The 23409-nt window shown below is 72.2% G+C and carries 23 protein-coding genes and 1 pseudogene; 13 read left to right on the top strand and 11 right to left on the bottom strand.

Features of this window, described 5'->3' with window-relative positions:
• Positions 1 to 10: 10 nt before the first annotated feature.
• Positions 11 to 814 carry an enoyl-CoA hydratase/isomerase family protein gene (locus ACFW6P_RS10770; protein WP_386350838.1) on the bottom strand — a complete coding sequence of 268 codons (804 nt, stop codon included), beginning with the start codon at positions 812 to 814 and terminating at the stop codon, positions 11 to 13.
• 67 nt (positions 815 to 881) lie between these two features.
• On the opposite strand from ACFW6P_RS10770, the gene ACFW6P_RS10765 reads away from it, so the two are divergent.
• Positions 882 to 1046, top strand: a complete 165-nt coding sequence (locus ACFW6P_RS10765) for a hypothetical protein (RefSeq protein WP_386423430.1) — start codon at positions 882 to 884, stop codon at positions 1044 to 1046.
• A 153-nt stretch (positions 1047 to 1199) separates the two neighbouring features.
• The gene (locus ACFW6P_RS10760) at positions 1200 to 1367 is read left to right on the top strand and encodes a DUF3117 domain-containing protein (RefSeq protein WP_003966491.1); all 168 of its coding nucleotides are present in this window, start codon (positions 1200 to 1202) and stop codon (positions 1365 to 1367) included.
• 116 nt (positions 1368 to 1483) lie between these two features.
• Here the strand turns inward: ACFW6P_RS10760 and ACFW6P_RS10755 are convergent, their stop codons facing one another.
• Positions 1484 to 2203, bottom strand: a complete 720-nt coding sequence (locus ACFW6P_RS10755) for an O-methyltransferase (protein ID WP_386351157.1) — start codon at positions 2201 to 2203, stop codon at positions 1484 to 1486.
• A 140-nt stretch (positions 2204 to 2343) separates the two neighbouring features.
• On the opposite strand from ACFW6P_RS10755, the gene sigE reads away from it, so the two are divergent.
• From sigE to ACFW6P_RS10730, 5 genes are all read left to right on the top strand, one after another.
• On the top strand, positions 2344 to 3117 hold the full coding sequence (gene sigE, locus ACFW6P_RS10750; RefSeq protein WP_386350833.1) for an RNA polymerase sigma factor SigE: 774 nt from the start codon (positions 2344 to 2346) through the stop codon (positions 3115 to 3117).
• Entirely contained in the window at positions 3114 to 4166 is a 1053-nt protein-coding gene (locus tag ACFW6P_RS10745) for an anti-sigma factor family protein (RefSeq protein ID WP_386423428.1), read from the top strand. Before sigE ends, ACFW6P_RS10745 begins: the two co-directional genes overlap by 4 nt.
• 136 nt (positions 4167 to 4302) lie before the next feature.
• Positions 4303 to 6372 carry a trypsin-like peptidase domain-containing protein gene (locus tag ACFW6P_RS10740; protein WP_386423426.1) on the top strand — a complete coding sequence of 690 codons (2070 nt, stop codon included), beginning with the start codon at positions 4303 to 4305 and terminating at the stop codon, positions 6370 to 6372.
• Between the two features lie 143 nt (positions 6373 to 6515).
• A complete protein-coding gene (locus tag ACFW6P_RS10735; protein WP_386350824.1) occupies positions 6516 to 6947 on the top strand; it encodes a sec-independent translocase in 432 nt (143 codons plus the stop codon).
• 246 nt (positions 6948 to 7193) lie between these two features.
• The gene (locus tag ACFW6P_RS10730) at positions 7194 to 7865 is read left to right on the top strand and encodes a hypothetical protein (protein ID WP_386350821.1); all 672 of its coding nucleotides are present in this window, start codon (positions 7194 to 7196) and stop codon (positions 7863 to 7865) included.
• Positions 7866 to 7933: 68 nt separating this feature from the next.
• Here ACFW6P_RS10730 and ACFW6P_RS10725 read toward each other — a convergent pair whose 3' ends face one another.
• From ACFW6P_RS10725 to ACFW6P_RS10715, 3 genes are read right to left on the bottom strand one after another with little or no spacing between them, the layout of a single operon-like run.
• On the bottom strand, positions 7934 to 9067 hold the full coding sequence (locus ACFW6P_RS10725; protein WP_386350819.1) for an Mrp/NBP35 family ATP-binding protein: 1134 nt from the start codon (positions 9065 to 9067) through the stop codon (positions 7934 to 7936).
• A gap of 43 nt (positions 9068 to 9110) precedes the next feature.
• Positions 9111 to 9707, bottom strand: coding sequence for a DUF1003 domain-containing protein (locus ACFW6P_RS10720; RefSeq protein ID WP_386350816.1), 597 nt, complete (start codon positions 9705 to 9707; stop codon positions 9111 to 9113).
• The gene (locus tag ACFW6P_RS10715; protein ID WP_386350813.1) at positions 9697 to 10983 is read right to left on the bottom strand and encodes a magnesium transporter MgtE N-terminal domain-containing protein; all 1287 of its coding nucleotides are present in this window, start codon (positions 10981 to 10983) and stop codon (positions 9697 to 9699) included. Before ACFW6P_RS10715 ends, ACFW6P_RS10720 begins: the two co-directional genes overlap by 11 nt.
• A 222-nt stretch (positions 10984 to 11205) precedes the next feature.
• Between ACFW6P_RS10715 and ACFW6P_RS10710 the strand changes: the two genes are divergently transcribed.
• On the top strand, positions 11206 to 11964 hold the full coding sequence (locus ACFW6P_RS10710; RefSeq protein ID WP_386423425.1) for a hypothetical protein: 759 nt from the start codon (positions 11206 to 11208) through the stop codon (positions 11962 to 11964).
• Positions 11965 to 11968: 4 nt separating this feature from the next.
• On the opposite strand, the gene ACFW6P_RS10705 is transcribed toward ACFW6P_RS10710, so the two are convergent.
• Both ACFW6P_RS10705 and ACFW6P_RS10700 read right to left on the bottom strand, forming a co-directional pair.
• Positions 11969 to 12481: a hypothetical protein gene (locus ACFW6P_RS10705; RefSeq protein ID WP_386350807.1), complete on the bottom strand. Its 513-nt coding sequence runs from the start codon at positions 12479 to 12481 to the stop codon at positions 11969 to 11971.
• A gap of 23 nt (positions 12482 to 12504) precedes the next feature.
• Complete coding sequence (locus ACFW6P_RS10700) at positions 12505 to 13623, bottom strand: magnesium and cobalt transport protein CorA (protein WP_386350804.1); 1119 nt, start codon at positions 13621 to 13623, stop codon at positions 12505 to 12507.
• A 457-nt stretch (positions 13624 to 14080) separates the two neighbouring features.
• On the opposite strand from ACFW6P_RS10700, the gene ACFW6P_RS10695 reads away from it, so the two are divergent.
• Positions 14081 to 14665, top strand: coding sequence for a suppressor of fused domain protein (locus ACFW6P_RS10695; protein ID WP_386350802.1), 585 nt, complete (start codon positions 14081 to 14083; stop codon positions 14663 to 14665).
• A 30-nt stretch (positions 14666 to 14695) separates the two neighbouring features.
• Here the strand turns inward: ACFW6P_RS10695 and ACFW6P_RS10690 are convergent.
• A pseudogene (locus ACFW6P_RS10690) lies at positions 14696 to 15903 on the bottom strand (MFS transporter).
• 160 nt (positions 15904 to 16063) lie between these two features.
• Between ACFW6P_RS10690 and ACFW6P_RS10685 the strand changes: the two are divergent.
• From ACFW6P_RS10685 to ACFW6P_RS10675, 3 genes are all read left to right on the top strand, one after another.
• On the top strand, positions 16064 to 16705 hold the full coding sequence (locus ACFW6P_RS10685) for a DUF6758 family protein (protein ID WP_386350799.1): 642 nt from the start codon (positions 16064 to 16066) through the stop codon (positions 16703 to 16705).
• 331 nt (positions 16706 to 17036) lie between these two features.
• A complete protein-coding gene (locus ACFW6P_RS10680) occupies positions 17037 to 17897 on the top strand; it encodes a PHP domain-containing protein (RefSeq protein WP_386350797.1) in 861 nt (286 codons plus the stop codon).
• 214 nt (positions 17898 to 18111) lie between these two features.
• Positions 18112 to 18717 (top strand): MarC family protein, encoded by a 606-nt coding sequence (locus ACFW6P_RS10675; RefSeq protein ID WP_386423423.1) that lies wholly within the window; start codon positions 18112 to 18114, stop codon positions 18715 to 18717.
• An 11-nt stretch (positions 18718 to 18728) separates the two neighbouring features.
• On the opposite strand, the gene ACFW6P_RS10670 is transcribed toward ACFW6P_RS10675, so the two are convergent.
• A complete protein-coding gene (locus ACFW6P_RS10670; protein WP_386423421.1) occupies positions 18729 to 20822 on the bottom strand; it encodes a trypsin-like serine peptidase in 2094 nt (697 codons plus the stop codon).
• Between the two features lie 173 nt (positions 20823 to 20995).
• Entirely contained in the window at positions 20996 to 21148 is a 153-nt protein-coding gene (locus ACFW6P_RS10665) for a hypothetical protein (RefSeq protein ID WP_097223186.1), read from the bottom strand.
• A 229-nt stretch (positions 21149 to 21377) separates the two neighbouring features.
• On the opposite strand from ACFW6P_RS10665, the gene ACFW6P_RS10660 reads away from it, so the two are divergent.
• A complete protein-coding gene (locus tag ACFW6P_RS10660) occupies positions 21378 to 22271 on the top strand; it encodes an NYN domain-containing protein (RefSeq protein ID WP_386423419.1) in 894 nt (297 codons plus the stop codon).
• A gap of 56 nt (positions 22272 to 22327) precedes the next feature.
• On the opposite strand, the gene ACFW6P_RS10655 is transcribed toward ACFW6P_RS10660, so the two are convergent.
• A complete protein-coding gene (locus ACFW6P_RS10655; protein WP_386350786.1) occupies positions 22328 to 23197 on the bottom strand; it encodes an alpha/beta fold hydrolase in 870 nt (289 codons plus the stop codon).
• Positions 23198 to 23409 lie beyond the last annotated feature (212 nt).

The following is a 23409-nucleotide window of genomic DNA, read 5'->3' as shown; positions in this document are numbered from 1 at the left end:
CGCGCCGGGCTCACCGCCCCAGGTACTTCGGCCTCTCCTTGCTGACGAAGGCCTGCACCGCGATCGCGTGGTCCTCGGAGGACCCCGCCCGCGTCTGCAGTTCGTCCTCCTTCTCCAGCGTCTCCTCCAGGGAGTGCGTCAGCCCGTAGCCCACGGACTCCTTCAGGGCCGCGTACGCCACCGTCGGACCCTCGGCCAGCGCCCGCGCGACCTTCCCGGCCTCCGCCCGCAGCTCGCCGGCCGGCACCAGCCGGTTGGCGATGCCCAGCTCGTACGCCTCCTGCGCGCCGATGCTCCGCGGGAAGAGCAGCAGGTCGGTGGCCCGCCCCGGGCCGACGACCCGCGGCAGGGTCCAGGAGATCCCCGAGTCGGCGGTCAGCGCCACCCCGGCGAACGAGGTGTTGAACGCGGCCGTGTCCGCCACGATCCGGTAGTCCGCCGCGAGCGCGAAGCCGAAGCCCGCCCCGGCCGCCACCCCGTTCACCGCGGCGACGACCGGCTTCGCAGCCGCGGCCAGCGCCCGCACGATCGGGTTGTAGTGCTCCCGTACCGTGCTCATGGTCTGCCCCGAGCCGGTCTCGCGGTCCTGGACCAGCAGGCCGATGTGCTCCTTGAGGTCCTGACCCACGCAGAACGCCCGGTCACCGGCGGCGGTCAGCAGCACCGCCCGCACGGCGGTGTCACTCGCCGCGGACTCGACCGCCTCCCGCAGGGCGACCTTGGTCGCGACGTTCAGCGCGTTCATCGCCTCCGGGCGGTTGAGCGTGATCGTCGCGAGTCCGTCGCTCACCTCGTAGAGCACGGTGTCGGCCATGGCGTATCCCCTCCGGGCAGCGGATCGGGGACGTACCGGCCGGTACGTCCCGAGTCTGCAGGACAGCATGACGGAGATCATCGGGGGAAGGCCCAACCGCACGTGTGACCTGCGTCAAAGAATTCTCGACCGGATCCGTTCGGAAGAAGTGCGCGGGGTGGCGGAGTATCGCAGCCTCACCGCCGAAATGAGTGGTTTTGCTCGCGTGCGTTGCGCAAGCGATGCCGACTGATGTTGGTCATCGGGTCCTGCGATGCGGGATAATGGCCGGGAAGCAATGTGTTCGATGCCGGTGTCGCGAGTCCTGCCTCATGGACCGCACGTGTGCCCTTCTTCAGGGCCGGCGGCTTTGACGATGAGCTGGGTTTCAGGAAGGGGAACGAGCATGGCGGCCATGAAGCCGCGGACGGGTGATGGCCCGCTCGAGGTGACCAAGGAGGGGCGGGGCATCGTCATGCGCGTTCCGCTCGAAGGCGGCGGTCGGCTCGTCGTCGAGCTGACCCCGGACGAGGCCGACGCCCTCGGCGACGCCCTCAAGAAGGTCGTCGGCTGACGCGCAAGCGACCATACCCTTTCAGCTGCCCCGGCATCTCATGAGGTGCCGGGGCGGTTGTTTACCCACCCGGTCCCGCGCCTGCCCGGGCGCCGCCCGTGCCCATCGCCGTCCGGCTAGCGCTTCACCGCGCACAGCAGACCGTCGCCCACCGGCAGCAGCGACGGCAGCAGTTCCTGGCTCTCGCGCACCGCGCGCAGCAGCTCCCGCAGTCGCAGCACCTCCGTGGGCTGCGGACCCGAGTCCACCGTCCGGCCGTTGGCGAAGGCGCCCTCGAAGACGACCAGCCCGCCGGGGCGCAGCAGACGCAACGATTCAGCGAGGTAGTCCATGACCTCCAGGCGATCGCCGTCGCAGAAGACCAGGTCGTAGCCCGAGTCCGCGAGGCGGGGCAGCACGTCCAGGGCCCGGCCGGGGATGAAGCGGGCCCGGTTGCTGGCGAAGCCGCAGGCGCGGAACGCCTGGCGGGCGACCTGCTGGTGCTCCGGCTCGGAGTCGACGGTCGTCAGGACGCCGTCGGGCCGCATGCCGTGCAGGAGGTGGATGCCGGAGACCCCGCAGCCGGTCCCGATCTCCGCGACGGCCTTCGCGTCGACGGAGGCGGCCAGCAACCCCAGAGCGGCGCCCGTGCCGGGCGACACCGAGCGCAGCCCTGCCTCGCGGGCCCGGTCACGGGCCCAGCGCAGTGCTTCGTCCTCGGCGACATAGGCGTCGACGAACGCCCAGCTCGTCTGCCGGTTGCCGGTGATGACCCTCTCCTGTCCCCGTGAATGCCTGGCGTGACTGTATCCGTTGGGCGCGGGAACCCGCAGATGGGACCGGTCGTTTAAAGAGATGAGCAAGTGGCCTGGGTCGTGACGGGGGGCGGGCGGTGGATCGGGACACCGAGCAAGTGCCGACGCAGCAGTGCGAGGCGTATCAGCCCAGATCAAATTCTCGTAAAACCGCTTATCCGGTCCTAACGGGCGAGGTGGCTATGGTAGGGGCTCCACTGGACACCACCAGAGCTGACAGGGGAGGTGCGGCTGCGCCTGCGGATCGCGCAGGAGTGCTCCGGCGCTTCCTCGGTTCGGCGGGCAGGCCGACATCTGTGAACGACACCGCTGCTGACCACGGCCACGCCGCCGGCTCCGCTCAGACCGCGACCTTCTCCACCGACGCGGACGGGCAGGCGTGGACTCCGCCCACCTGGGAGGAGATCGTCAGCACGCACAGCGGCCGGGTCTACCGGCTCGCCTACCGCCTCACCGGCAACCAGCACGACGCGGAGGACCTCACGCAGGAGGTCTTCGTCCGCGTCTTCCGCTCCCTGTCGACGTACACGCCGGGCACCTTCGAGGGCTGGCTGCACCGCATCACCACGAACCTGTTCCTAGACATGGTCCGCCGCAAGCAGCGCATCCGCTTCGACGCGCTCGGCGAGGACGCGGCCGAGCGGCTGCCCAGCAAGGAGCCCACACCCCAGCAGGTCTTCCACGACGCCCACTTCGACGCGGACGTCCAGCAGGCCCTCGACACCCTGGCGCCCGAGTTCCGGGCCGCGGTCGTCCTGTGCGACATCGAAGGGCTGTCGTACGAGGAGATCGCCGCGACCCTCGGCGTCAAGCTCGGCACGGTCCGTTCGCGGATCCACCGCGGCCGCTCCCAGCTGCGCAAGGCCCTCGCGCACCGCTCGCCTCAGGCGCGCGCGGAGCGCCGCTCCTTCGTGCCGCGTGTACCCGCCCTGGGAGGAGGGGGCGCGAGCGCGTGAGCGGATCACGGCCTGAGTCCTCCGAGGGACACCTCGCAGAGCAGCACCTGGGAGACCGACTCTCCGCCCTGGTGGACGGGGAGCTCGGTCATGACGCGCGGGAGCGCGTACTGGCGCACGTGGCCACCTGCGCGAAGTGCAAGGCGGAGGTGGACGCCCAGCGCCGGCTGAAGAACGTCTTCGCGGAGGCGGCCCCGCCGCCCCCTTCCGAGAGCTTCCTGGCCCGCCTGCAGGGACTACCCGGGGGCGGCGGCCCGGACGGTGATGCCACGCCGCCGGGCGGAGGAGGGCTGCCCGGCGGCCTCTCCGGCCTCTCCGGACGCTTCGGCGCGTCAGGGGCCTTCGGGACCAAGCGCGGCGGTGAGCGGTTCGAGTTCGGATACGCCCCGTCGAGGCCGCACTTGCCGACCCTGCCGCTCCCGTCGGGCGGCGGCGGACTCCCGGGTGGCCGGGGCCTGCCGACCGGACGCCGCGGCCTGCCCCCGGGCAACCGGGGCTTCCGCATCCACGACGTCGGACGGCCCGGGACGGACAGGTCGTCCTCGCGCCTGCGGTTCGCCTTCGTGGCCGCCGGGGCCGTGTCCCTTGCGGCGCTCGCCCTGGGCGGCGTCACCGCCGTCACCCCGGCCGACACGGAAGCCCGCGGCTCGGGCACGGGCAGCAACGTCACGCCCCTGCGCACCCAGGGCACGGGCGCGACGACGTCGCCCGAGTCCCAGCGCCGCCGTGGCGCGGGACTGCTGCTCGGGCAGGCGCAGGGCCAGAGCGCCCTCGAACGCACCCCGGTCGCCCCGACCGAGGTGGGCGCACCGCTGCTGCCCGGCGTGCCCTCACCGCCCCGGCAGCACGCCGTGCACGCGCTGACCGCCCCGGTGGTGGCCGGTGCCGCCGCCATGTCCCCGCTGATACGTCCGCTGGAGGCGGTGCCGCCGGTGCCCCTGAGCACGTGGTCCGCCGCCCCCGAGCTCACGACGCCCCTGCTCGGCGTGCCCCTCCCTCAGGCCACCGCGTCCCCCTCGCACTCGGCCTCCCCGCGTACGGCTCGCTGACGGTCCTCTGCGCGCGGCGCCGCGAACCTGATTGAATCCGGGGGTGGCGCCCGCGGCAGAGGTGTGTGCGGGCGCCGATTCGACGAACTGCGGCCACCGCCGACGAGCCGTGGCGCGGCTGTGCTGTGGGGAGAGCATGAACGAGGGGAAGCCCACGAAAGAGAAGTGGTGGAGCCGTCCGAAGACGCAGGAGCCTGCGCACGAGGCGGGCGTGGACGAGGCCCAGGGACCGGCGGCGAGCCCGGCCGCCTCCGGCGACGGCGACTTCGAGCTGGCGCGGCCCGTGGTCCGGCAGCGGCCGGACGACGAGGGCGACTACGAGTTGAGGCGCCCCGAGGCGGTGGAAGCCGAGGGCTCTGCCGACGGTGCGACGCGGTCCGACGATGCGGCGGTCCGGTCCGAAGGCGCGGTTCCGGTCGTCACCGAGCCGCGGTCCGACGGCACTGCTCCGGCCGTCGCCGACCCGCGGGACGCCGCCGTCACCGAGCCCACCCTTCCCGCCCGGCCCGCCGTGGCGGCAGAGGCGGCTGTCAAGCCGCTGCACGACCCCGATCCGTACAGCACCCCGCCCTACGGAGAACCAGGCCCCTGGGCGCCCGCACCGCCCGTCCAGCACCCGGCTGCGACACCCGCACAGGGCGTGGCGATACCCGGACAGCCGCCCCTGCCCGGCGCCCCTGCCCCGGCGACGCACGGCACACCGCCCGGGCCGCCTCCCACCGGGCCCGCGCCCATGACACAGGCCCTGGCACCGATGTCACCTCCTGTGGCCCAGGACGCGTCCCACACTCCGCCTCCCACCGCTCAGGTCCCGGCCCAAGCACCACCGCCGGCCCTTCAGGCCCCTGACCGGACGGCTCTGGCTCCGGTCGCTGCAGGGCCGCTCACCGCTCCGACTCCGGGCGCCGTAGCGCCGCCCGCCGCTCCGGCGCCCGGCCAGGTCCCCCAGCCCGCCGCCGCTCCGGCCCCGGCCCCAGGGCCCGCCCCCGCACCCGACCCCTGGCAGCGCTACGACCCCTGGGCGGCCCACAGCGCCCCCGGAGGCGGCGGGCCGCTCCAGCAGAACGGGGCCGCCGTCCTCAGTACCGGACAGCGGCCCAAGCGCGGCAGGAAGGCGTTGGTGCCGGGTGCCGTGCTGCTCGCGCTCGTGTCCGGCGGGATCGGCGGCGTCGTGGGGACGTATCTGGAGCGGAACGGCGGCGTGGGGACCGTCGAGTTGCCGCAGGCCGGGAAGGAGGCCGCCGCGCGGGACGCGGACAGCGTGGCCGGGATCGCCGGGCGGGCCCTGCCCAGCGTGGTCACCCTGCATGTGAGCGGCTCGAGCGAGCAGGGCACCGGCACCGGCTTCGTGCTCGACGACCGGGGGCACATCCTCACCAACAACCACGTCGTGAAGCCCGCCGGATCCTCCGGCGAGATCACCGTGACCTTCAACAGCGGGGAGACCGCCCGGGCCGAGGTCGTCGGCCGGGACGGCGGCTACGACCTCGCCGTCGTGAAGGTGAAGGGCGTCAGCGGTCTCACCCCCCTGCCCCTGGGCAACTCGGACAACGTGCAGGTCGGCGACCCGGTCGTGGCCATCGGCGCGCCCTTCGACCTGGCCGGCACCGTCACCTCCGGCATCATCAGCGCCAAGCAGCGGCCCATCACGGCCGGCGGTGAGAAGGGCGACGGCAGCGACGTGTCGTACGTCGACGCGCTGCAGACCGACGCGCCGATCAACCCCGGCAACTCCGGTGGGCCCCTGCTCGACGCCGAGGCACGGGTCATCGGCATCAACTCGGCCATCCGCTCCGCCGGCAGCGGCTCCGACCCGGACAGCGGGCAGTCCGGCTCGATAGGCCTCGGCTTCGCCATCCCCATCAACCAGGGCAAGCGGGTCGCCGAGGAGCTGATCAACACCGGCGAGGCGACCCACCCGGTCATCGGCATCACCCTGGACATGGGCTACACGGGCGACGGCGCCCGGGTCGGCACCAAGGGCGGCGACGGCGGACCGCCGGTCACCACGGGCGGCCCGGGCGCGAAGGCCGGGATCAAGGCGGGCGACGTCATCACCGCGGTCGACGGCCAACGCGTCCACTCCGGCGAGGAACTGATCGTCAAGACCCGGGCGCACCGCCCCGGGGACCGGCTGGAGCTCACGGTGGAGCGCGGCGGCGAGGAGCGTACGGTCTCGCTCGTCCTCGGATCGTCCGGTGGCTGAGCGGCCGCGTCCCGGGGCGCGGAGGTCCCGTGACGGTACCGGTCGGACAGGATGGCCGGGTACCGTGGATCCGGCCCGGACCACCGCGACACCCGCACCGACCACCGAGGGCCGAGGACCGAGGACGTCGCAAGGAGCTTCAGGTGTTCAATGACGTAGGACCGCTCGAGCTGGTGACGCTCATCGTCCTCGCCGTGCTCGTCTTCGGTCCGGACAAGCTCCCCAAGGTCATCCAGGACATGACGCGCACGATCCGGAAGATCCGTGAGTTCTCGGAGAGCGCCAAGAACGACATCCGGGAGGAACTCGGCCCGGAGTTCAAGGACTTCGAGTTCGAGGACCTCAACCCCAAGACCTTCATCCGCAAGCAGCTCGACAACGAGGACCTGGGGCTCAAGGAGATCCGCAACGGCTTCGACCTGAAGAAGGAGATGGCCGAGGTCACCGACGCCGTCCACAGCCGTGACGCCGACGCGCCGTCGTCCTCCCCGTCCGGTGGCCGCATCGACATGGCCAAGAAGCCCGAGACGTCCGGCCGGGACGACCGTCCGCCCTTCGACATGGACGCCACCTGAGGACGTGCCAGGGCCCGCCTGAGCGGCACGCCAGGGGCGTACGCCCCTGGCGCACGTGACGCGTTTCATACTCCGGTCGGGCTCTGCGCGGCCTGATCCGGGCGCCCGTGCGGCCCACGCGCCGGGCGCTTTCCCTGCTGCTCCCAGCGGTGTGGCTATGCTGCCGAGTTGTTGTGCGGACCGGACGAGTACGCCCGAAGGGGGGCGGGCCGCTCGGTTCGACTAGAGCGAGGAGGGCTCGGGCACATGGAGACGACGAGTGGGGCAGTCGCGCAGGCGCCGGCCGCGGAGGGCGGACAGCAGGTCCCCTTCGCCCGGCGCACGGTCGACGGCTACCTGCGCGCGCCCTTCCCGTGGTACGGCCTCGACGAGGCCTTCACGGGGCCGCGTTGGCTGATGCAGGTCGGTACGGCGGCCGACGGGGCCGTGGAGCACGGTTCGATCGGCCACGGGGACGAACCCACGGTGCGCAACGAGCACGCCGCCGGGGGCGATCAGGACGCCAAGGAGAAGTTCGCGGTCGTGGTGACGGTCGCGGCGAACCCCTCACGGCGCAGCGCCGACGGCACGGGCCTGCTGGAGGCCACATCGGTGTCGTCGGCGGCGTGGCTCGCGGGCGTGGGGCTGCTGTCCTTCACCTGGCCCGGGCAGATGGACCACTCGCTGCGCGACGACTGGCTGGAGCAGCAGACCGAGACGGCGTGGGTGCTGGCGGACGACCTGGACGGATCCGACTGGTCGACGCTGTCGCTCCCCGTGGACGGGGTGCCGACGGCGTTCCACTACCGGGAGTCGGAGTTCGGCTGGGTGCTGGCCGGGTCGACGTCCGCGGGGGTCCACCTGGGCGCCTACGGGCGGGGCATGAGCGCCTACGGGCTCGGCTTCTCCGTGGTGAAGGACATCGCCGCCTACGCCTGAGCGGCCCGGGGCGCCGGTCGTGATCGGCGCCCCGTCACCGCAGGCCCTCGGCCGGAGGAGGAACGGCCTCAGAACTTGTTCTTCGGGGTGATCCCGAGGGACAGGCCCGACAGGCCCCGCTGACGTCCTCCGAGCTTGCCCGCGATGGCGCGCAGGGCCGAGCCCGCCGGGGAGTCCGGGTCGGTCAGGACCACCGGCCTGCCGTCGTCGCCGCCCTCGCGCAGGCGGACGTCGATGGGGATGCTGCCGAGCACCGGGACGTTCGCGCCCGTCGTGCGGGTCAGGCCGTCGGCGACGACCTGGCCGCCGCCCGTGCCGAAGACGTCGACCATCTCGTCGCAGTGCGGACAGGGCAGCCCGGACATGTTCTCGACGACGCCGACGATCTTCTGGTGGGTCTGCACGGCGATGGAGCCGGCCCGCTCGGCGACCTCGGCGGCGGCCTGCTGCGGGGTCGTCACGACCAGGATCTCGGCGTTCGGCACGAGCTGCGCCACGGAGATCGCGATGTCGCCGGTGCCGGGCGGCAGGTCCAGCAGCAGGACGTCCAGGTCGCCCCAGTACACGTCCGCCAGGAACTGCTGCAGGGCGCGGTGGAGCATCGGGCCGCGCCAGACCACCGGGGCGTTGCCCGGGGTGAACATGCCGATCGAGATGACCTTCACGCCGTTCGCCGACGGCGGCATGATCATGTTCTCGACCTGGGTGGGGCGGCCGTCGGCGCCCAGCATGCGCGGCACGGAGTGGCCGTAGATGTCGGCGTCGACGACACCGACCTTGAGCCCGTCGGCCGCCATCGCCGCCGCCAGGTTGACCGTCACCGAGGACTTCCCGACGCCGCCCTTGCCGGAGGCGACCGCGTAGACGCGGGTCAGGCTGCCCGGCTTGGCGAAGGGGACCTCGCGCTCGGCCTGGCCGCCGCGCAGGGCGGCCGCCAGCTCGCGGCGCTGCTCGTCGCTCATCACGTCGAGCGTGACGTCGACACGGGTGACGCCCTCCACGCCGGAGACCGCCTCGGTCACGCGCTGCGTGATCGTGTCCCGCATCGGGCAGCCCGAGACCGTGAGGTACACGGTGACCGCGACCACCCCGTCCGCGCCGATCTCCACGGACTTGACCATCCCGAGCTCGGTGATGGGCTTGTGGATCTCGGGGTCGTTCACCGTCGCCAGTGCCTCGCGCACCGCGTCTTCCATAGCCATAGTGACGATGGTACGGCGCCGTACCGGGGCGTAGGAAAGCGTCCTAGCGGTCGTCTGCGTCACGTCCCCCCGACCGTTCCGCCGGGAATACGACGGGGCCGTGGCGGTGGCCGTTCTGGCGTTCCTCCAGCTCCTTGATCATGTCCTGGAACTCGGAGCGGATCCAGTCGCGCGTGGCGACCTCGCCCAGGCCGATGCGCAGTGCGGCGATCTCACGCGTCAGGTACTCGGTGTCGGCGATCGACCGCTCGTTCTGCTTGCGGTCCTGCTCCAGGTTCACCCGGTCCCGGTCGTCCTGCCTGTTCTGGGCGAGCAGGATCAGCGGGGCGGCGTAGGACGCCTGCAGCGACAGCATCAGCGTCAGGAAGATGAACGGGTACTCGTCGAACCGCAGATGCCCGGGTGCGAGGCTGTTCCAGACCACCCACAGGATGATCACGAACGTCATCCAGACGATGAACCGCCCGGTGCCCAGGAAGCGGGCGATGCGCTCCGACAGCCGCCCGAAGGCCTCCGGGTCGTACTCGGGCAGGAACCGGCGGCGGCGCGGCAGCGGCTGGTCGAGGCGGGTGCGCGGCCGGGAGGCGGCCGTGGCACCGGCGGGCGTGCGGTCGCGCAGGGTCTCGCGCTCAGGAGCCATCGGTCGGCACCTCCTCCTGGTCCAGGTGGAACTCGGTCTCCCGCCAGTCGTCCGGGAGCATGTGGTCGAGCACGTCGTCCACGGTCACGGCGCCGAGCAGCGCGCCGGCCTCGTCGACCACGGGCGCCGCGACCATGTCGTACGTGGCGAAGAACCCCGCGATGGCCGGCAGGTCAGCCTCGGGGTCGAGCGGCTGCAGGTCGCTGTCCACGATCGAGCTGACCAGGGAGGGCGGCGGCTCCCGCAGCAGGCGCTGGAAGTGGACCGTGCCCAGGTACTTGCCCGTCGGGGTGTCGTCGGGCGGCCGGCACACGTAGACCTGCGCGGCGAGGGCGGGGGAGAGGTCGGGGTTGCGGACGCGGGCGAGGGCGTCGGCGACGGTGGCGTCCGGGCGCAGCACGATCGGCTCGGTGGTCATCAGACCGCCCGCCGTGCGCTCCTCGTACGACATCAGCCGCCGCATGTCGGCCGCGTCGCCGGGCTGCATCAGGCTCAGCAGCCGCTCCTGCTCGTCCGTGGGCAGCTCGCCCAGCAGGTCCGCCGCGTCGTCGGGGTCCATGGCCTCCAGGACGTCGGCGGCACGTTCCTGCTTCAGCTTGCCGAGGATCTCGATCTGGTCGTCCTCCGGGAGCTCCTCCAGCACGTCGGCCAGCCGGTCGTCGTCCAGGGCGGCGGCGACCTCGGCCCGGCGCTTGGGGGAGAGGTGGTGCAGGACGTTGGCCAGGTCGGCTGGGCGCAGCTGCTCGAACGTGGCGAGCAGGCTCTCGGCGCCCTGCCCCTGTTCCTCCAGGGAGAAGCCGGTGACGCCCGACCACTCGACGGTCAGCGCCTCGCCCCTGGCGCGCCGGAAGGCCCCGGCCTTCCGGCCCTTGCGGACGAAGACCCGGTCGATCTCCCAGTCCCGCCGGGCCGGCAGCTGATGCACCGACAGGTCCAGGACGGTGACCTCCTCACCGGTCTCGGTGAGCTTGACGCGCCGGTCCAGCAGCTCCCCGAAGACCAGCCGCTCGGTGGGCCGCTGCTCGAAGCGCCGGACGTTGAGCACGCCGGTCGTGATCACCTGTCCGGCCTGGATCGCGGTGACCCGGGTCATGGGCAGGAAGATGCGGCGGCGGGTGGCGAGTTCGACGACCAGGCCGAGCAGCCGCGGTGGCCGTTGCCCCACCCGCAGCATGACGACCAGATCGCGCACCCGCCCCACCTGGTCACCGGCGGGGTCGAAGACGGCGACACCGGAGAGGTGCGATACGAAGATCCGGGGGGCGCCCGCTGCCATGGCCGCGGCTCCTTTTCGTGCGGGGTGGTTCTCGTTGCCGGTCGTGCCTGTTTTCGTCTCTGCCTTCACCGAATTGCCCGCTCGGGTGGGCTTCAGGCTAGCCCGTACCGATCGGCGTCGCGTCGGCGGCCGGTCCGGACGGACCGGCTCCGATCTGCTCGTACGTCCCCGGTACCCTGCGGTACGCCGTTCAGGTCTCCCGTCAGAGAGGCAGCCCCACCTGTGACTCCGATTCGCCAGGGCCGCAGCCGCAGTGCCGTACGTGCGAGCGCGATGTGCGCCCTGCTCGTGACGGGAACGGTGCTCACGGGCTGCGCGGAGGAAGATCCGAACGAGGGCACCAACGGCGTCGGCAGACTCCCCGCCGCCCAGATCCAGACCAAGACCCGGGCGGCCGCCGAGTCCGCTCAGGCGGTCCGGGTGCACGGCAGCGTCGTCAGCGGCGGGCGCGCGTACACCCTCGACATGCGGCTGAAGGACGACGGCGGTGACGGGTCGGTCACCACGAAGGGCACGACCTTCAAGGTGCTGCGCATCGGCGAGCAGCTCTTCGTCAAGGCGGACGCGGAGTTCTGGAGTCACGGCGGCGGCCAGGACGGGGGCGGCGAGGCGGACGCGGCGGCGGCCTCCAAGCTCGGTGGCAAGTACGTGAAGGTGCCGCAGGGCGACCCTTCGTACAAGAAGTTCAGTGGTTTCACGGACAAGGCGGTCCTCCTCGACGGTCTGCTGACCCTGCACGGCGCCCTCGCCACGGACGGCCACGACGAGCAGGCGGGCGTCCGCACCATCCGCGTCACCGGCGACAAGGGATCCGGCGGCACTCTGGAGGTCTCCCTGGAGGGCAAGCCGTTTCCGCTGCGCCTGGAGCGGGCGGGCAAGGCCGGCACACTCACGTTCTCCGCCTGGGAGGAGGACTTCTCCCTCCGCGAGCCGGAGAGGAACGAGACGGTGGACTACGGCAAGCAGCTGCCGACGTCGTAGGCCGTCAGGTCCGTTTGCGCTTCTTCAGCAGCAGGCGGGGCAGCCCCGCCGGGACCGGCCGGCGGGTGGTCGCCGGGGACGGCAGCGGCGGCTCGGACAGCGAACCCTCGGGCAGCGGCGCCCGCACCCCGGTCGGCTCCAGGCGCAGCACCCGGCACTCCCGCGCCCAGCGGGCGGTCATCGCCTCGCCGTCGGGCGCGTTCAGGCGTTTGCCCTTCAGCTCGGCGACCGCCGCGTCCCACGCCTCGGAGCCCGGCGCGAGCTCGGTGACCCGCGCCGCCCAGGAGACCAGCCGGCTCCCCTTGTCCTTGCTGCGGACCGTCACCTGCGCCTCGGCGCCGTCGGCCAGCCCGGGCAGCGGCTGCTCGCCCGGCCCGTCGCCCACCAGGCACGCGGCACCCTCGTGCCACACGTGCCACAGCGCGCGTGCGGCGCTACCGGGGCCCTGGACCCAGATGAGGCCGGACTTCTTCGTGGCTTCCTCGACGAGGGCCTGGCCGAGCAGCTCGCTTGTCATGGCGCTCACCCTATCCAGGTCGCTCACAGCCATCCGTTCCGCTTCAGGCTGCGGTGGATGCCCAGGCAGAGCGCGACCGTGATGCTCATGATCACCGGGTAGCCGTATTTCCAGTGGGTCTCCGGCATGTAGTCGAAGTTCATGCCGTAGACCCCGCACACCATCGTCGGCACGGCGATGATGGCCGCCCACGAGGTGATCTTGCGCATGTCCTCGTTCTGCGCCACGGACGCCTGCGCGAGGTTGGCCTGCAGGATGGAGTTGAGCAGTTCGTCGAAGCCGAGGACCTGCTCCTGGACGCGGGCCAGGTGGTCGGCGACGTCCCGGAAGTACTTCTGGATGTCGGGGTCGACCAGCCGCATGGGCCGCTCGCTCAGCAGCTGCATGGGCCGCAGCAGCGGCGCCACGGCCCGCTTGAACTCCACCACCTCGCGCTTGAGTTGGTAGATCCGCCCGGCGTCCGTGCCGCGCGCCGCGCCGCCCTTGCGGCCCGGGGAGAACACCTCGGTCTCGACCTCGTCGATGTCGTCCTGCACCGCGTCGGCGACGGCGATGTACCCGTCGACGACGTGGTCGGCGATGGCGTGCAGCACGGCCGAGGGGCCTTTGGCCAGCAGCTCGGGGTCGTCCTGCAGGCGGTGCCTGAGGGCCCGCAGGGAGCCCTGCCCCCCGTGCCGGACGGTGATGAAGAAGTCCCGTCCGGTGAAGCACATGACCTCGCCGGACTCGACGACCTCGCTGTTGGCGTCGAACTGGTCGTGCTCCACGTAGTGGATGGTCTTGAAGACCGTGAAGAGCGAGTCGTCGTAGCGCTCCAGCTTGGGCCGCTGGTGGGCCTGGACCGCGTCCTCGACGGCCAGCGGGTGCAGCCCGAACTCGCGGGCGACGCCCGAGAATTCGGACTCCGTCGGCTCGTGCAGGCCGATCCACACGAACCCCCCGTCGCGGCGCACCAGGCGCACCGCCTCGTGCGGGGTCAGCGGGGCCTCGGTCTCGATGCGGCGGCCGTCGCGGTAGACGGCGCAGTCGACGACGGCGGAGGCCGCGGCCGGGCTGCGGGTGGCGTCGTAGGGGCCGCCGTCCTTGCGCAGCGAGACACGGGACGGACGGACGACGGCGCGCAGGTCGCGGATCATCGACATGGCGGGCTCCTTCGCGGGCGGGCAACGAAAGACGCCGGCGGCGGGTGGAACTACCCGGAATGAGGACGTCGGGACTACGGATGTTTGGCACGTCCACAAAGCGGGGAGCACCGCACCGTCGCGGTGGCGAGTGTCGTTACTGATTCAGCTACTGAGGCAGATCAGGCAAAGCGAAACGAAGCGCTCTTCCGCGTGAAGCGAGTGCGAGAGGTGGCGGCCAGCAGGAGCCAGAACAGCTACGTCAGCGGCGGGAAGAGCGTGGTGCTACTGCACGGTCGACTTCGATCCATTGCAGTCCCACCTCCTCCGGCCGGTCCCTCGTAAGGGAGTTCCTTCGGCGTCGGGGCTTGACCGCGACGCTTCTGCGTGCTGCCCCGAACCACCGGGCAACAGTAGCAGCCGCCCGACGTGTCAAGGCGCTTGTTTGCCCGCTACTGACGAGTTCTATGCTCGCCGCATGGCAGATGTTCTTCCTCTGGTCGAGGCCCGGTTGCGTTCGGCACTGGGCGAACCGGGCGCGCGCGCGGCGGTCACCTTCCTCGGCACGGACCGCGTCGAGGTGCTCCGCTTCCAGGAGGGCGACATCGTCCGCTACGCCACGCTCGGCATGTCCGCGCACCCCATGACCGACCCCACGGCCGTGGTCGCCGACCCCGTCAAGGGGCCGCGCGCGGAGCTGGTCCTCTCCGTGCGGGCCGGGCTCGCCGACACCGACAAGGTGCTCCGCCCGCTCGCCGTGCTCGCCGCGTCCCCGCAGGTGGAGGGTCTGGTCGTGGTGCCCGGCGCCTCCCTCGACGTCGGTGAGCCGCTCTGGACCGGCGCCCCCTTCACCTCCGTCCTGGTCGCCGAGCCGGGCGGTCTGGTCGAGGACCTGGAGCTGGACGAGCCCCTCGACCCCGTGCGGTTCCTGCCGCTGCTGCCGATGACCCCGAACGAGGCGGCCTGGAAGCGCGTGCACGGCGCGCAGGCCCTCCGGGAGCGGTGGCTGAACCAGGGCACGGACCTCCGGGATCCGTCCCGCGGGTCCGTCCCGCTGGAGTGAGCAAGCTCACCAACTCCGTTCATCTAGGCCTCAGTTGGCGAACACGGTGACGCCCTGACCGGTCGCGTGCCTCGTCTCCGGCTGCTCCGTCTGCCGGGAGAGGGCCCTGCGCCGTACGACGACCACCGCGGCCCCCAGGACCGCGGTGACGGCCACGACCACGAACGGGATGTGCGGGTCGGTCCACTCCCCGATCTTCGGCGCGAACCGGGGAGCCGCCGCCGCGGCGAACCAGCGGACGACGTCGTAGCCCCCGCTGGCCACCGGCCGGGGCGCGTCCGAGACGCCGAGGGCCAGCTCGGTGGAGACGGTGTTGTTCACGCCGATGAGGGCGCCGGACAGGATCGTGCAGACGACGGCCGTGGTGTGGGAGCCGCAGCCGAGCACCAGCACGTCCGCCGCGAGCAGCGTCAGCGAGCCGCCGAGCACCTTCACTGAGCCCAGCCGCTTCACGATCACCGAGAAGACGGCGAGCGGCACGCCCCAGGCGAAGAGCTCCGCGCCCGACCGTTACGGGCTCATGTCCGGCACGAACGGCGTGAAGGCCGGCACGGTGAAGAACGTGCAGTCGTGGAAGAACGCCGAGACCGCCGCCGGGGCCGGACCGCCGTGGCCGAGGGCCTTGACCGGGTCCAGCAGCGAGATCCTGCGGGCCGGCCCGGGCTGCTCCTTCAGGAACACCGCGACGCACAGGAAGCCGACGGCCATCAGGAACGCCGTGCCGAAGAACGGATGGCGCCAGCCGGCGTCGCCGAGCAGGGCGCCCAGCAGCGGGCCGCAGGCCATGCCGAGCCCGAGGGCCGACTCGTGGAGCAGGACCGCCGCGGCGCTGCCGCCGGCCGCCGCGCCGACGAGGACCACGAGGGCCGTCGAGACGAACAGCGCGTTGCCCAGGCCCGGCCCGCCCGGAAGCCGACCAGTTCACCGACCGATCCGGACGGGCCGGCGAGCCCGGCGAAGACGACCACGCACGCCAGGCCGGCCAGCAGGGTCCTGCGGCCGCCGATCCTGCTGGAGACGAACCCGGTCACCGGCATCGCGACGGCGGTGATCAGGAAGTACGAGGTGAGGAGCAGGGAGACCCGGCCGGCCGAGGCGTCGAGGCCCTGGGTGATGGACGGCAGGACCGGGTCGACCAGCCCGATGCCCATGAAGGCGACGACCGACGCCCCGACGGTCGCCCACACGGAGGTGGGCTGCTTCAGGAGGCCGCCCGCTCCGGCGTCGCAGGGGTCCACGCTCGTTCCCTCTCCCCTCGACCGAGTTAGTTGGTGTATGCACGCACCGAGGTGGCTGGGCTGATTAATGCAAGGGGCATCCGGTCTGGGAGTGAAGGGTTCCGTCCGGTTGGGTGATCGTCCTTGACGCGGCGCGGCGCGGGTAGGACCGTGGGGCCCTATGAGGGGCGAACCCAGTTGCCCGAAGTGCGGTGGCCGGGTCAGGGCTCCCGGCCTCTTCTCCGACTCGTGGCAGTGCGCTGTGCACGGCACCGTCCACCCGGTGCAGCCCGTGATACCGCCCAGCGTCGATGCCCTCAACGTCGTGGTGCACCGGACCCAGGTGCCGGTGTGGATGCCCTGGCCGCTGCCGGTGGGCTGGCTGTTCACCGGGGTGGCCTGCGCGGGGGACGACCGCACGGGCGGCCGCGCGACGGCCGTGGCCTGCACCGGGCCCGGGCCGCTCGGCGGCATGGGCGAGCTGATCCTGGTGGCCGAGGAGCTCGGCGTCGGACTCGGGGCGCGCTACGCGGGCATCGAAGGGCCGGATCCGGGGCCCTACATGGACGTCGGCAAACCGGCCCAGGCCAAGGTCCTCGCCGCGGGGCGCCCGACGCCGCTGTGGCATGTCTCCGGCGCGCCGGCCGACCGGGCCGTCTTCGCCGGTGAGGCGCTCGGGATGTGGCTGTGGGCGGTCGTCTGGCCGGAGCAGTCCGGGCTGCTGATGTACGACGAACTGGTGCTGGCCGATCTGCGGGACGCGGGCGCCGAGGTGGAACTGGTGCCGTGCGGGGCGCTGTCGCCGCGCCTCCTGCAGCCCTGAGGGCTGCCGTCGGACTCCCGTCGTCGCCCGGAGGGCGCCTCCGCGGCGTCCGGTGCGTGCTCTCGGCGTGTCGGCGGAACTCCTTGTACCTGGGCGTACTCGGGCTTTCGCCCGGTGCGGCGAGAGTGGGGGTCCCCCCTGCTCGAAGAGCTTGGGGGAGTGCCAGGCGTCGCGGGGCAGACGGGAGTGTGACCGACAGTCCCCAGGGGTGTGGCGGGGCCGGTCGAGCCTGTAACGGTCGCAGCGGGGGTTCGGCTGTGACGGCGAGGGCTGGATGTGCGGTTATCCTTGAGCAGCCCTGTTCGCCCCGTCCGTGACTGGAGTCCGAGTCGTGCGTATCGACCTGCACACCCACTCCACCGCCTCCGACGGTACGGACACGCCAGGTGAGCTGGTGCGCAAGGCCGCCGCTGCCGGGCTGGACGTCGTCGCGCTGACCGATCACGACACCACGCGCGGACACGCCGAGGCGATCGCCGCACTGCCCGAGGGGCTCACCCTCGTCACCGGGGCCGAGCTCTCCTGCCGGCTCGACGGGATCAGCATGCACATGCTGGCCTACCTCTTCGACGCCGAGGAGCCGGCCCTGCTCGCCGAGCGGGAACTGGTGCGGGACGACCGGGTGCCGCGGGCCCAGGGCATGATCGCCAAGCTTCAGGAACTGGGCGTTCCGGTCACCTGGGAGCAGGTGGCCCGGATCGCCGGTGACGGGTCCGTCGGGCGGCCGCACGTGGCGAGCGCGCTGGTGGAGCTCGGTGTCGTACCGACCGTGAACGACGCCTTCACGCAGGACTGGCTGGCCGACGGCGGCCGGGTCTTCGTCGAGAAGCACGAGACCGACCCTTTCGAGGCCCTCCGGCTGATCAAGGGCGCCGGCGGGGTCGCCGTGTTCGCCCATCCCGGCGCCAGCAAGCGGGGCCGCACGGTGCCGGAGGCCGCGATCGCCGAGATGGCCGCTGCCGGGCTCGACGGCATCGAGGTCGATCACATGGACCACGACGCGGACACCCGGGCGCGGCTGCGAGGACTGGCCAAGGAGCTGGGGCTTCTCGTGACCGGGTCGTCGGACTACCACGGCAGCCGCAAGAGCTGCGTGCTCGGTGAGTGCACCACGGATCCCGAGGTGTACGGCGAGATCACGCGCCGGGCCTTCGGGGCGTTCCCGGTGCCCGGGGCCGGCGGAACCGTCTGAGCTTCCCGCCTGCTGGTCCCTGAGGTCCCGGTTCCACGAGAGGGACCCGGGCCCTTCGCCCCAGGCCCCTTCGCCTCCTTGCCAGGCGCACGGCGTCGTCCGCCGTGCCCACCTTCCCCGGGGTCGCCGGCCGTGCTCGCGGTGGCGAGCGGCGCATGTCGTCGGCCGGCGCCCTCTCGCTCGTTCCACCCCCACCCGCAAGGCCATCACACCCATGTTCGACCTCGCCGTCTTCGGCTCCCTCTTCCTCACCCTCTTCGTGATCATGGATCCCCCGGGCATCACCCCGATCTTCCTCGCGCTCACCGCCGGACGGCCCGGCAAGGTGCAGAAGCGGATGGCCTTCCAGGCCGTCTGCGTCGCGGGTGGGGTGATCACCGTGTTCGGGCTGCTGGGGCACCAGATCCTGAACTACCTGCACGTCTCGGTGCCCGCGCTGATGATCGCGGGCGGCCTGCTGCTCCTGCTGATCGCCCTCGACCTGCTGACCGGGAAGAACGACGAGCCCCAGCAGACCAAGGACGTCAACGTCGCGCTCGTGCCGCTGGGCATGCCGCTGCTGGCCGGGCCGGGGGCGATCGTGTCCGTCATCCTCGCCGTGCAGAAGGCCCACAGCGTGGCCACGCAGGTGTCCGTGTGGACGGCGATCCTCGCCATCCACGGGGTGCTGTGGCTGGTGATGCGCTACTCGCTGGTCATCATCCGGATCATCAAGGACGGCGGCGTGGTCCTGGTGACGCGGCTCGCGGGCATGATGCTCTCCGCGATCGCCGTGCAGCAGATCATCAACGGCGTCACCCAGGTGATCCAGGGCGGCTGACGGCGGGCGCGTCAGTGGCCGGCGAGCACCGAGCCGATCGGGCCGGCGGCTTCCGGGTGGCCCAGGTACTCGTCGATGTCGTGGGCGCGCTCACGGCCGTTGGACGCGACCGGCTGGGTGAGCTTGCCCCAGCGCTCGTCCTCCAGCGGGCAGCCGATGGCCACCGCGTCGTTGGGGCACCAGACGTTGACCCAGTCGTGCACCCGGGCCGGCCGGTGCGGACCCCGGACGAGGAGCCGCTCGTTGACCCCGTCCATGCCGAGCGGGCTGCCGGCGGTGACCAGCAGGACGGGGTCGAGGCCCTCGGGGAGCCGGGTCAGGAGGTCCACGCCCACGACCGTGCCCAGGCTGTGCGTCACCAGCACGAGCTCGCCGGAGCCGGGCATCGTCTCCATGACGCGGTCCAGCACGGCCTGCCGTACCGCGCTGTCGCCGAGGTACAGGTCGACGTCGCGCAGGAACAGGGCGATGGTCCACTCGTCCAGGTCGGACCGGGCGGCGAGCCAGCTGAGCGGCCGGTGCAGCGGCTTGGACACGCCGGCCCCGAAGCGCTCCCTGACCGCGGGGCCGTCCTGGGGCATGCCGGTCCGGGCGGCGGCCTCGTAGAGCAGCTGCTCGTAGGAACCGGTGGGGGACTGCGCGGCGAAGACCTCGGCGGCGGCCGCGGCGCTCAGCTGGTCCGGCGCAATGGCCCCGGCCGTGCTCTCGCCGGTGACGAAGTGGTGCAGGAGCGGGCCGTAGAACGGGAACCAGACGTCCTTGGGGTCGATCGCGGGCAGGGAGGCGAGGGTGAGCCCCCGGTTCAGGCCCGCCGTCCAGTTCAGTCGGAGCGCCTCGGGGTCCTTGGACTGCTGGTCCCTGCCGTGCAGGAAAAGCAGATGGCGGTGGCCCCCGAAGGCCGTGGGCCGGGCGGGGAGTCCCTTCTTGGGTGCCGGTGCCGGTGCCCCTTCGCTGACGCGCGCGGTGGCCGTGACCGCCGCGGGGGCGGTGGGGACCGGCGGGGCCGTCGGGCCCGGTGCCGTGACCGTGAGGGCCTGCACAGCCGTGGCCGCGCTCTGGTCCAGGCCGGAGTCCGGGCCCATCCCGGCCAGCAGGGAGCCGCGCCCCGGGTCGAGGTCGAGGCGGGCCAGGTGCTTCAGGATCGAGCTGACCCGGACGCCCTCGTTGGCGGCCCACTCGATCGCGTCGTCGCCGTCACCGGGGCTCCAGGGCCGGCCGTCCTTGCGCAGGACGCGCCCCTGGTCGTCCGTCTTCGGCACGCCGCTGTGGTGCAGGGCCACCACCTCCCACTGGTCGTTGAAGACGGGGGAGCCGGAGTTCCCTGGCCTGGTGTCGGTCCGGTAGTGGAGGAAGTCGTCGAGCCGCACCAGCACGGCGTTGTCCCGCAGGACGATCTCCTTCAGCCGCCCGTCCGGGTGGCCGATGATGTTGACCTTCTCGCCGAGCACCAGCTTGCCGAGCTGCACGCTCAGCCGGTTCCAGCCGAAGATCTCGCCCGGCGGCCGGCCGTCCGGGGTGGGCGCGAGCGCCACGAGGGCGAAGTCGAGCGGCTGGTCGGCGGTGAAGAACGCCCCCGGATCGAACTCCGTCCGGACGACGGTGTCGGGCTGATTGTCCACCGTCACCTGGGCGTTGAACTCCGCGAAGCACTGGCGGGCGAAGCCCTCGTCGGGCAGTACGTGGTGGTTGGTCATGAGCAGGCGCGGGGAGACCAGGAACCCGGTCCCGTACGGCAGCTCGCGGCCCTCGCGGCGCAGGGTGATGCGGGCGACCGTGGCCCCGGCCCGGACCCCGCGCGGCAGGAAGTTCCAGGCCTGGAGCTCGTTGGACAGGTCGATGACGCGTTCGTCGGCGTCGGGCCGGTCCAGCGAGTCGCGGTGGATGTCCGACACCACCGCCGAAGGGGACAGGCCGCCCCGGTCGAGGATCCGGTCCGCGCGGACGGCGAGCGCGTCCGGGGCGTCCGGGAAGCGGACCCCGGCCGCCATCCTGTTCTCCACCCGCTCGCGCTCCGCGGCGGAGTCCTCGTAGCGCCGCGCGGCCTCGGCGGTGGCATGTTCGTGCAGTTCCCGGTTCGACCGGCCCGTCAACGACACACGGCTCACCGTCCCGTCCTCGCATCCGCAGGCCCTGATCTCAGTACGCGCCCGGCCGTCGTGGTCCGCAACAGCGCAGCCCCCGCGCGGCCTGGGGCCTGGGGCCGTGCGGGGGCTGCGAAGTGTGCGAGAGCTGCTGTGACGTGCGCGAGAGCCGCGCGTCGTCGCGGGAGAGCTGCGCGTTATGAGGCCGTGGTCTCGGCCGGGCGGATCCACAGGCGCTGCCCGATGGCGGCGGCCTGCTGCACGATGCGGTTGACGGAGGCGGCGTCCACAACGGTCGAGTCCACAGCTGTGCCGTCGACGTCGTCGAGTCGCATGATTTCGAAGCGCAAGGGCTTCTCCCTTCGTCTGGTCATCCTCCTGAGGAGAACTACTTGGGTGAGCGGCACACCGGGCTGCGGTGCTCGGTGTTCCGTATGGGTCAACGGAGCCGCATGGTTCAAACATTCCCTACGCTAAGGAAATTTTTCGAAGTACTAATTAATGAGTCGTAAGAGGCTCGTTACGGGACCGAACGGGACCGGTTGTGTTCACTGCGTGACCGCCGGGAGAATGGAGGCGATGAACGACGACCTCGCGGACCTCAGTGCCCGCATCGACCGCACCAACGAGCTGCTCCAGCGCATGCTCGCCGAGGTGGCGAAGACCCCCTCCACCCACGCGATCTTCGTCGATGCCGGGTACCTCTACGCCGCCGCGGGACGCCTCGTCGCAGGCACCGAGGACCGCCGCGCCTTCGACCTCGACGCCGAGGGCCTGATCGACGCCCTCATCGACCGGGCCCGCACCATCTTCGCGGACAGCCGGCTGCTGCGCGTCTACTGGTACGACGGCGCCCGCCGCCGCATCCACACGGCGGAGCAGCAGACCATCGCGGAGCTCCCGGACGTCAAGGTCCGGCTGGGCAACCTCAACGCCAACAACCAGCAGAAGGGCGTCGACTCCCTCATCCGCAGCGACCTGGAGTCCCTCGCCCGCCACCGCGCCATCAGCGACGCGGCCCTGCTCGGCGGCGACGAGGACCTGGTGTCGGCGGTGGAGGCCGCCCAGGGCTACGGCGCCCGCGTCCACCTCTGGGGCATCGAGGCACCGGAGGGCCGCAACCAGGCCGAGCCGCTGCTGTGGGAGGTCGACAGCCAGCGCACCCTCGACCTCGACTTCTTCAAGCCCTACGTCTCCCGTCGTACGGCGCCCGTCCACGAGACGACCGCGAACCGGCCCACCCGCGACGCCGTGCGGTTCGTGGGCGCACAGATCGCCGCGAAATGGCTGGCGTCCCGGGGCCGGGACACGCTGGCGGAGCTGCTGCCCGGACACCCCTACCTGCCCGGCTCCGTCGACCAGGACCTGCTCGTCGAGGCGGAGGGCCTGCTCCAGTACTCGCTGCGTGGCCAGGCCGACCTGCGGCGGGCCCTGCGGGACGGCTTCTGGGAGCATCTGCGGACGCAGCTCTAGCTGTTTCCAGCCTGCCCCCCGCGGTCTGCGGCGTGGTCCCGGACCCCAGGCCCTGCCTAGCCCTGCCGGCCGTCCCAGAAGTCCGCGAGGGCGTGGGCCGTCGGCAGGGGCCGGTCGGCGTTGGGGGAGTGCTCGGCGCCCGTGACGACCGTGCGGTGCGCGTTCAGCCGTACGGCCATGTCGTCGAGGACCGCCACCGGCCAGGTGTCGTCCCGCGCGCCCGACAGGACGTGGAACGGCAGCGGGATCGCGGCGAGCTCGGCGACGCGGTCCGGTTCGGTGCACAGCTGGCGTCCGGTGGCGAGGAGCTGGGCCGGCTTGTTGCCCAGCCAGCGCCGCCTCAGCTGATCGGCGTCGCCGAGACCGCGCGCGGGCCCGCCGACCTCCTCCGGCGGCCCCATGGCCCGGATCGCCTCCCAGACCTCCTCCATCGACATCACGGCGAGCGCGTCGCTCAGCAGCTTCACCCGCTGCCGCTGCGAGACGGATATCTCCGCCGGGCCCGAGGAGACCAGGGTGAAGGACAGGAAGGGGGAGTGGTCGAGCAGGACGGCCGCGCGGGCGATCTGGCCGCCGAGCGAATGCCCGACCAGATGCACGGGCCCGCCGAGCGCTTCGGCCTGCGCGAGCACGTCACACGCCAACTCCCGTTGGGCGTAGGCGGATTCGTCGTCCACCGGCCCGTCCGACTCGTGCTGTCCCCGCCCGTCGACGGCGACGACACGGTAGCCCCGCTCCCGGAGCGGCTCGTGCAGCAGGGAGAAGTCCTCCTTGCTCCCGGTGAATCCCGGCAGCATCAGGACCGTCCCCCTGACCTCCGCGTCGGCCTCCGGCGCAGAGTCGACGGCGGCGAAGTCGCCGCGTGAGGTGCGCAGGGCGTATGCGCGGGCACCCGGGGGCGGGGGGAAGACAGGAGGGGGCGTCACGGGGGTGAGGGTAGCGGCTCGGGGCGGGGGCTGCGGACAAGGACCGGCTGGTCCTAGCGCTGGTGAGGGCGGGGCCGGGTGGAGCAGGGCGGACGCGGGGTGGGCGCTGGGCGGACGTGGGGTAGGCGTTGGGCGGGCGCTGCGTTGTGCGCGCCCTGAGGCGCCGGGTTCCCCGTGAACGCCGTCGGCCCGGTCCCACGTGAGTGGGTCCG

This window comes from Streptomyces sp. NPDC058741 (assembly GCF_042746715.1).
In the GTDB taxonomy this organism is placed as follows: Bacteria; Actinomycetota; Actinomycetes; order Streptomycetales; family Streptomycetaceae; genus Streptomyces.
The sequence above is the reverse complement of the archived record's forward strand: the minus strand, read 5'-3'. Positions and strand labels throughout refer to the sequence as shown.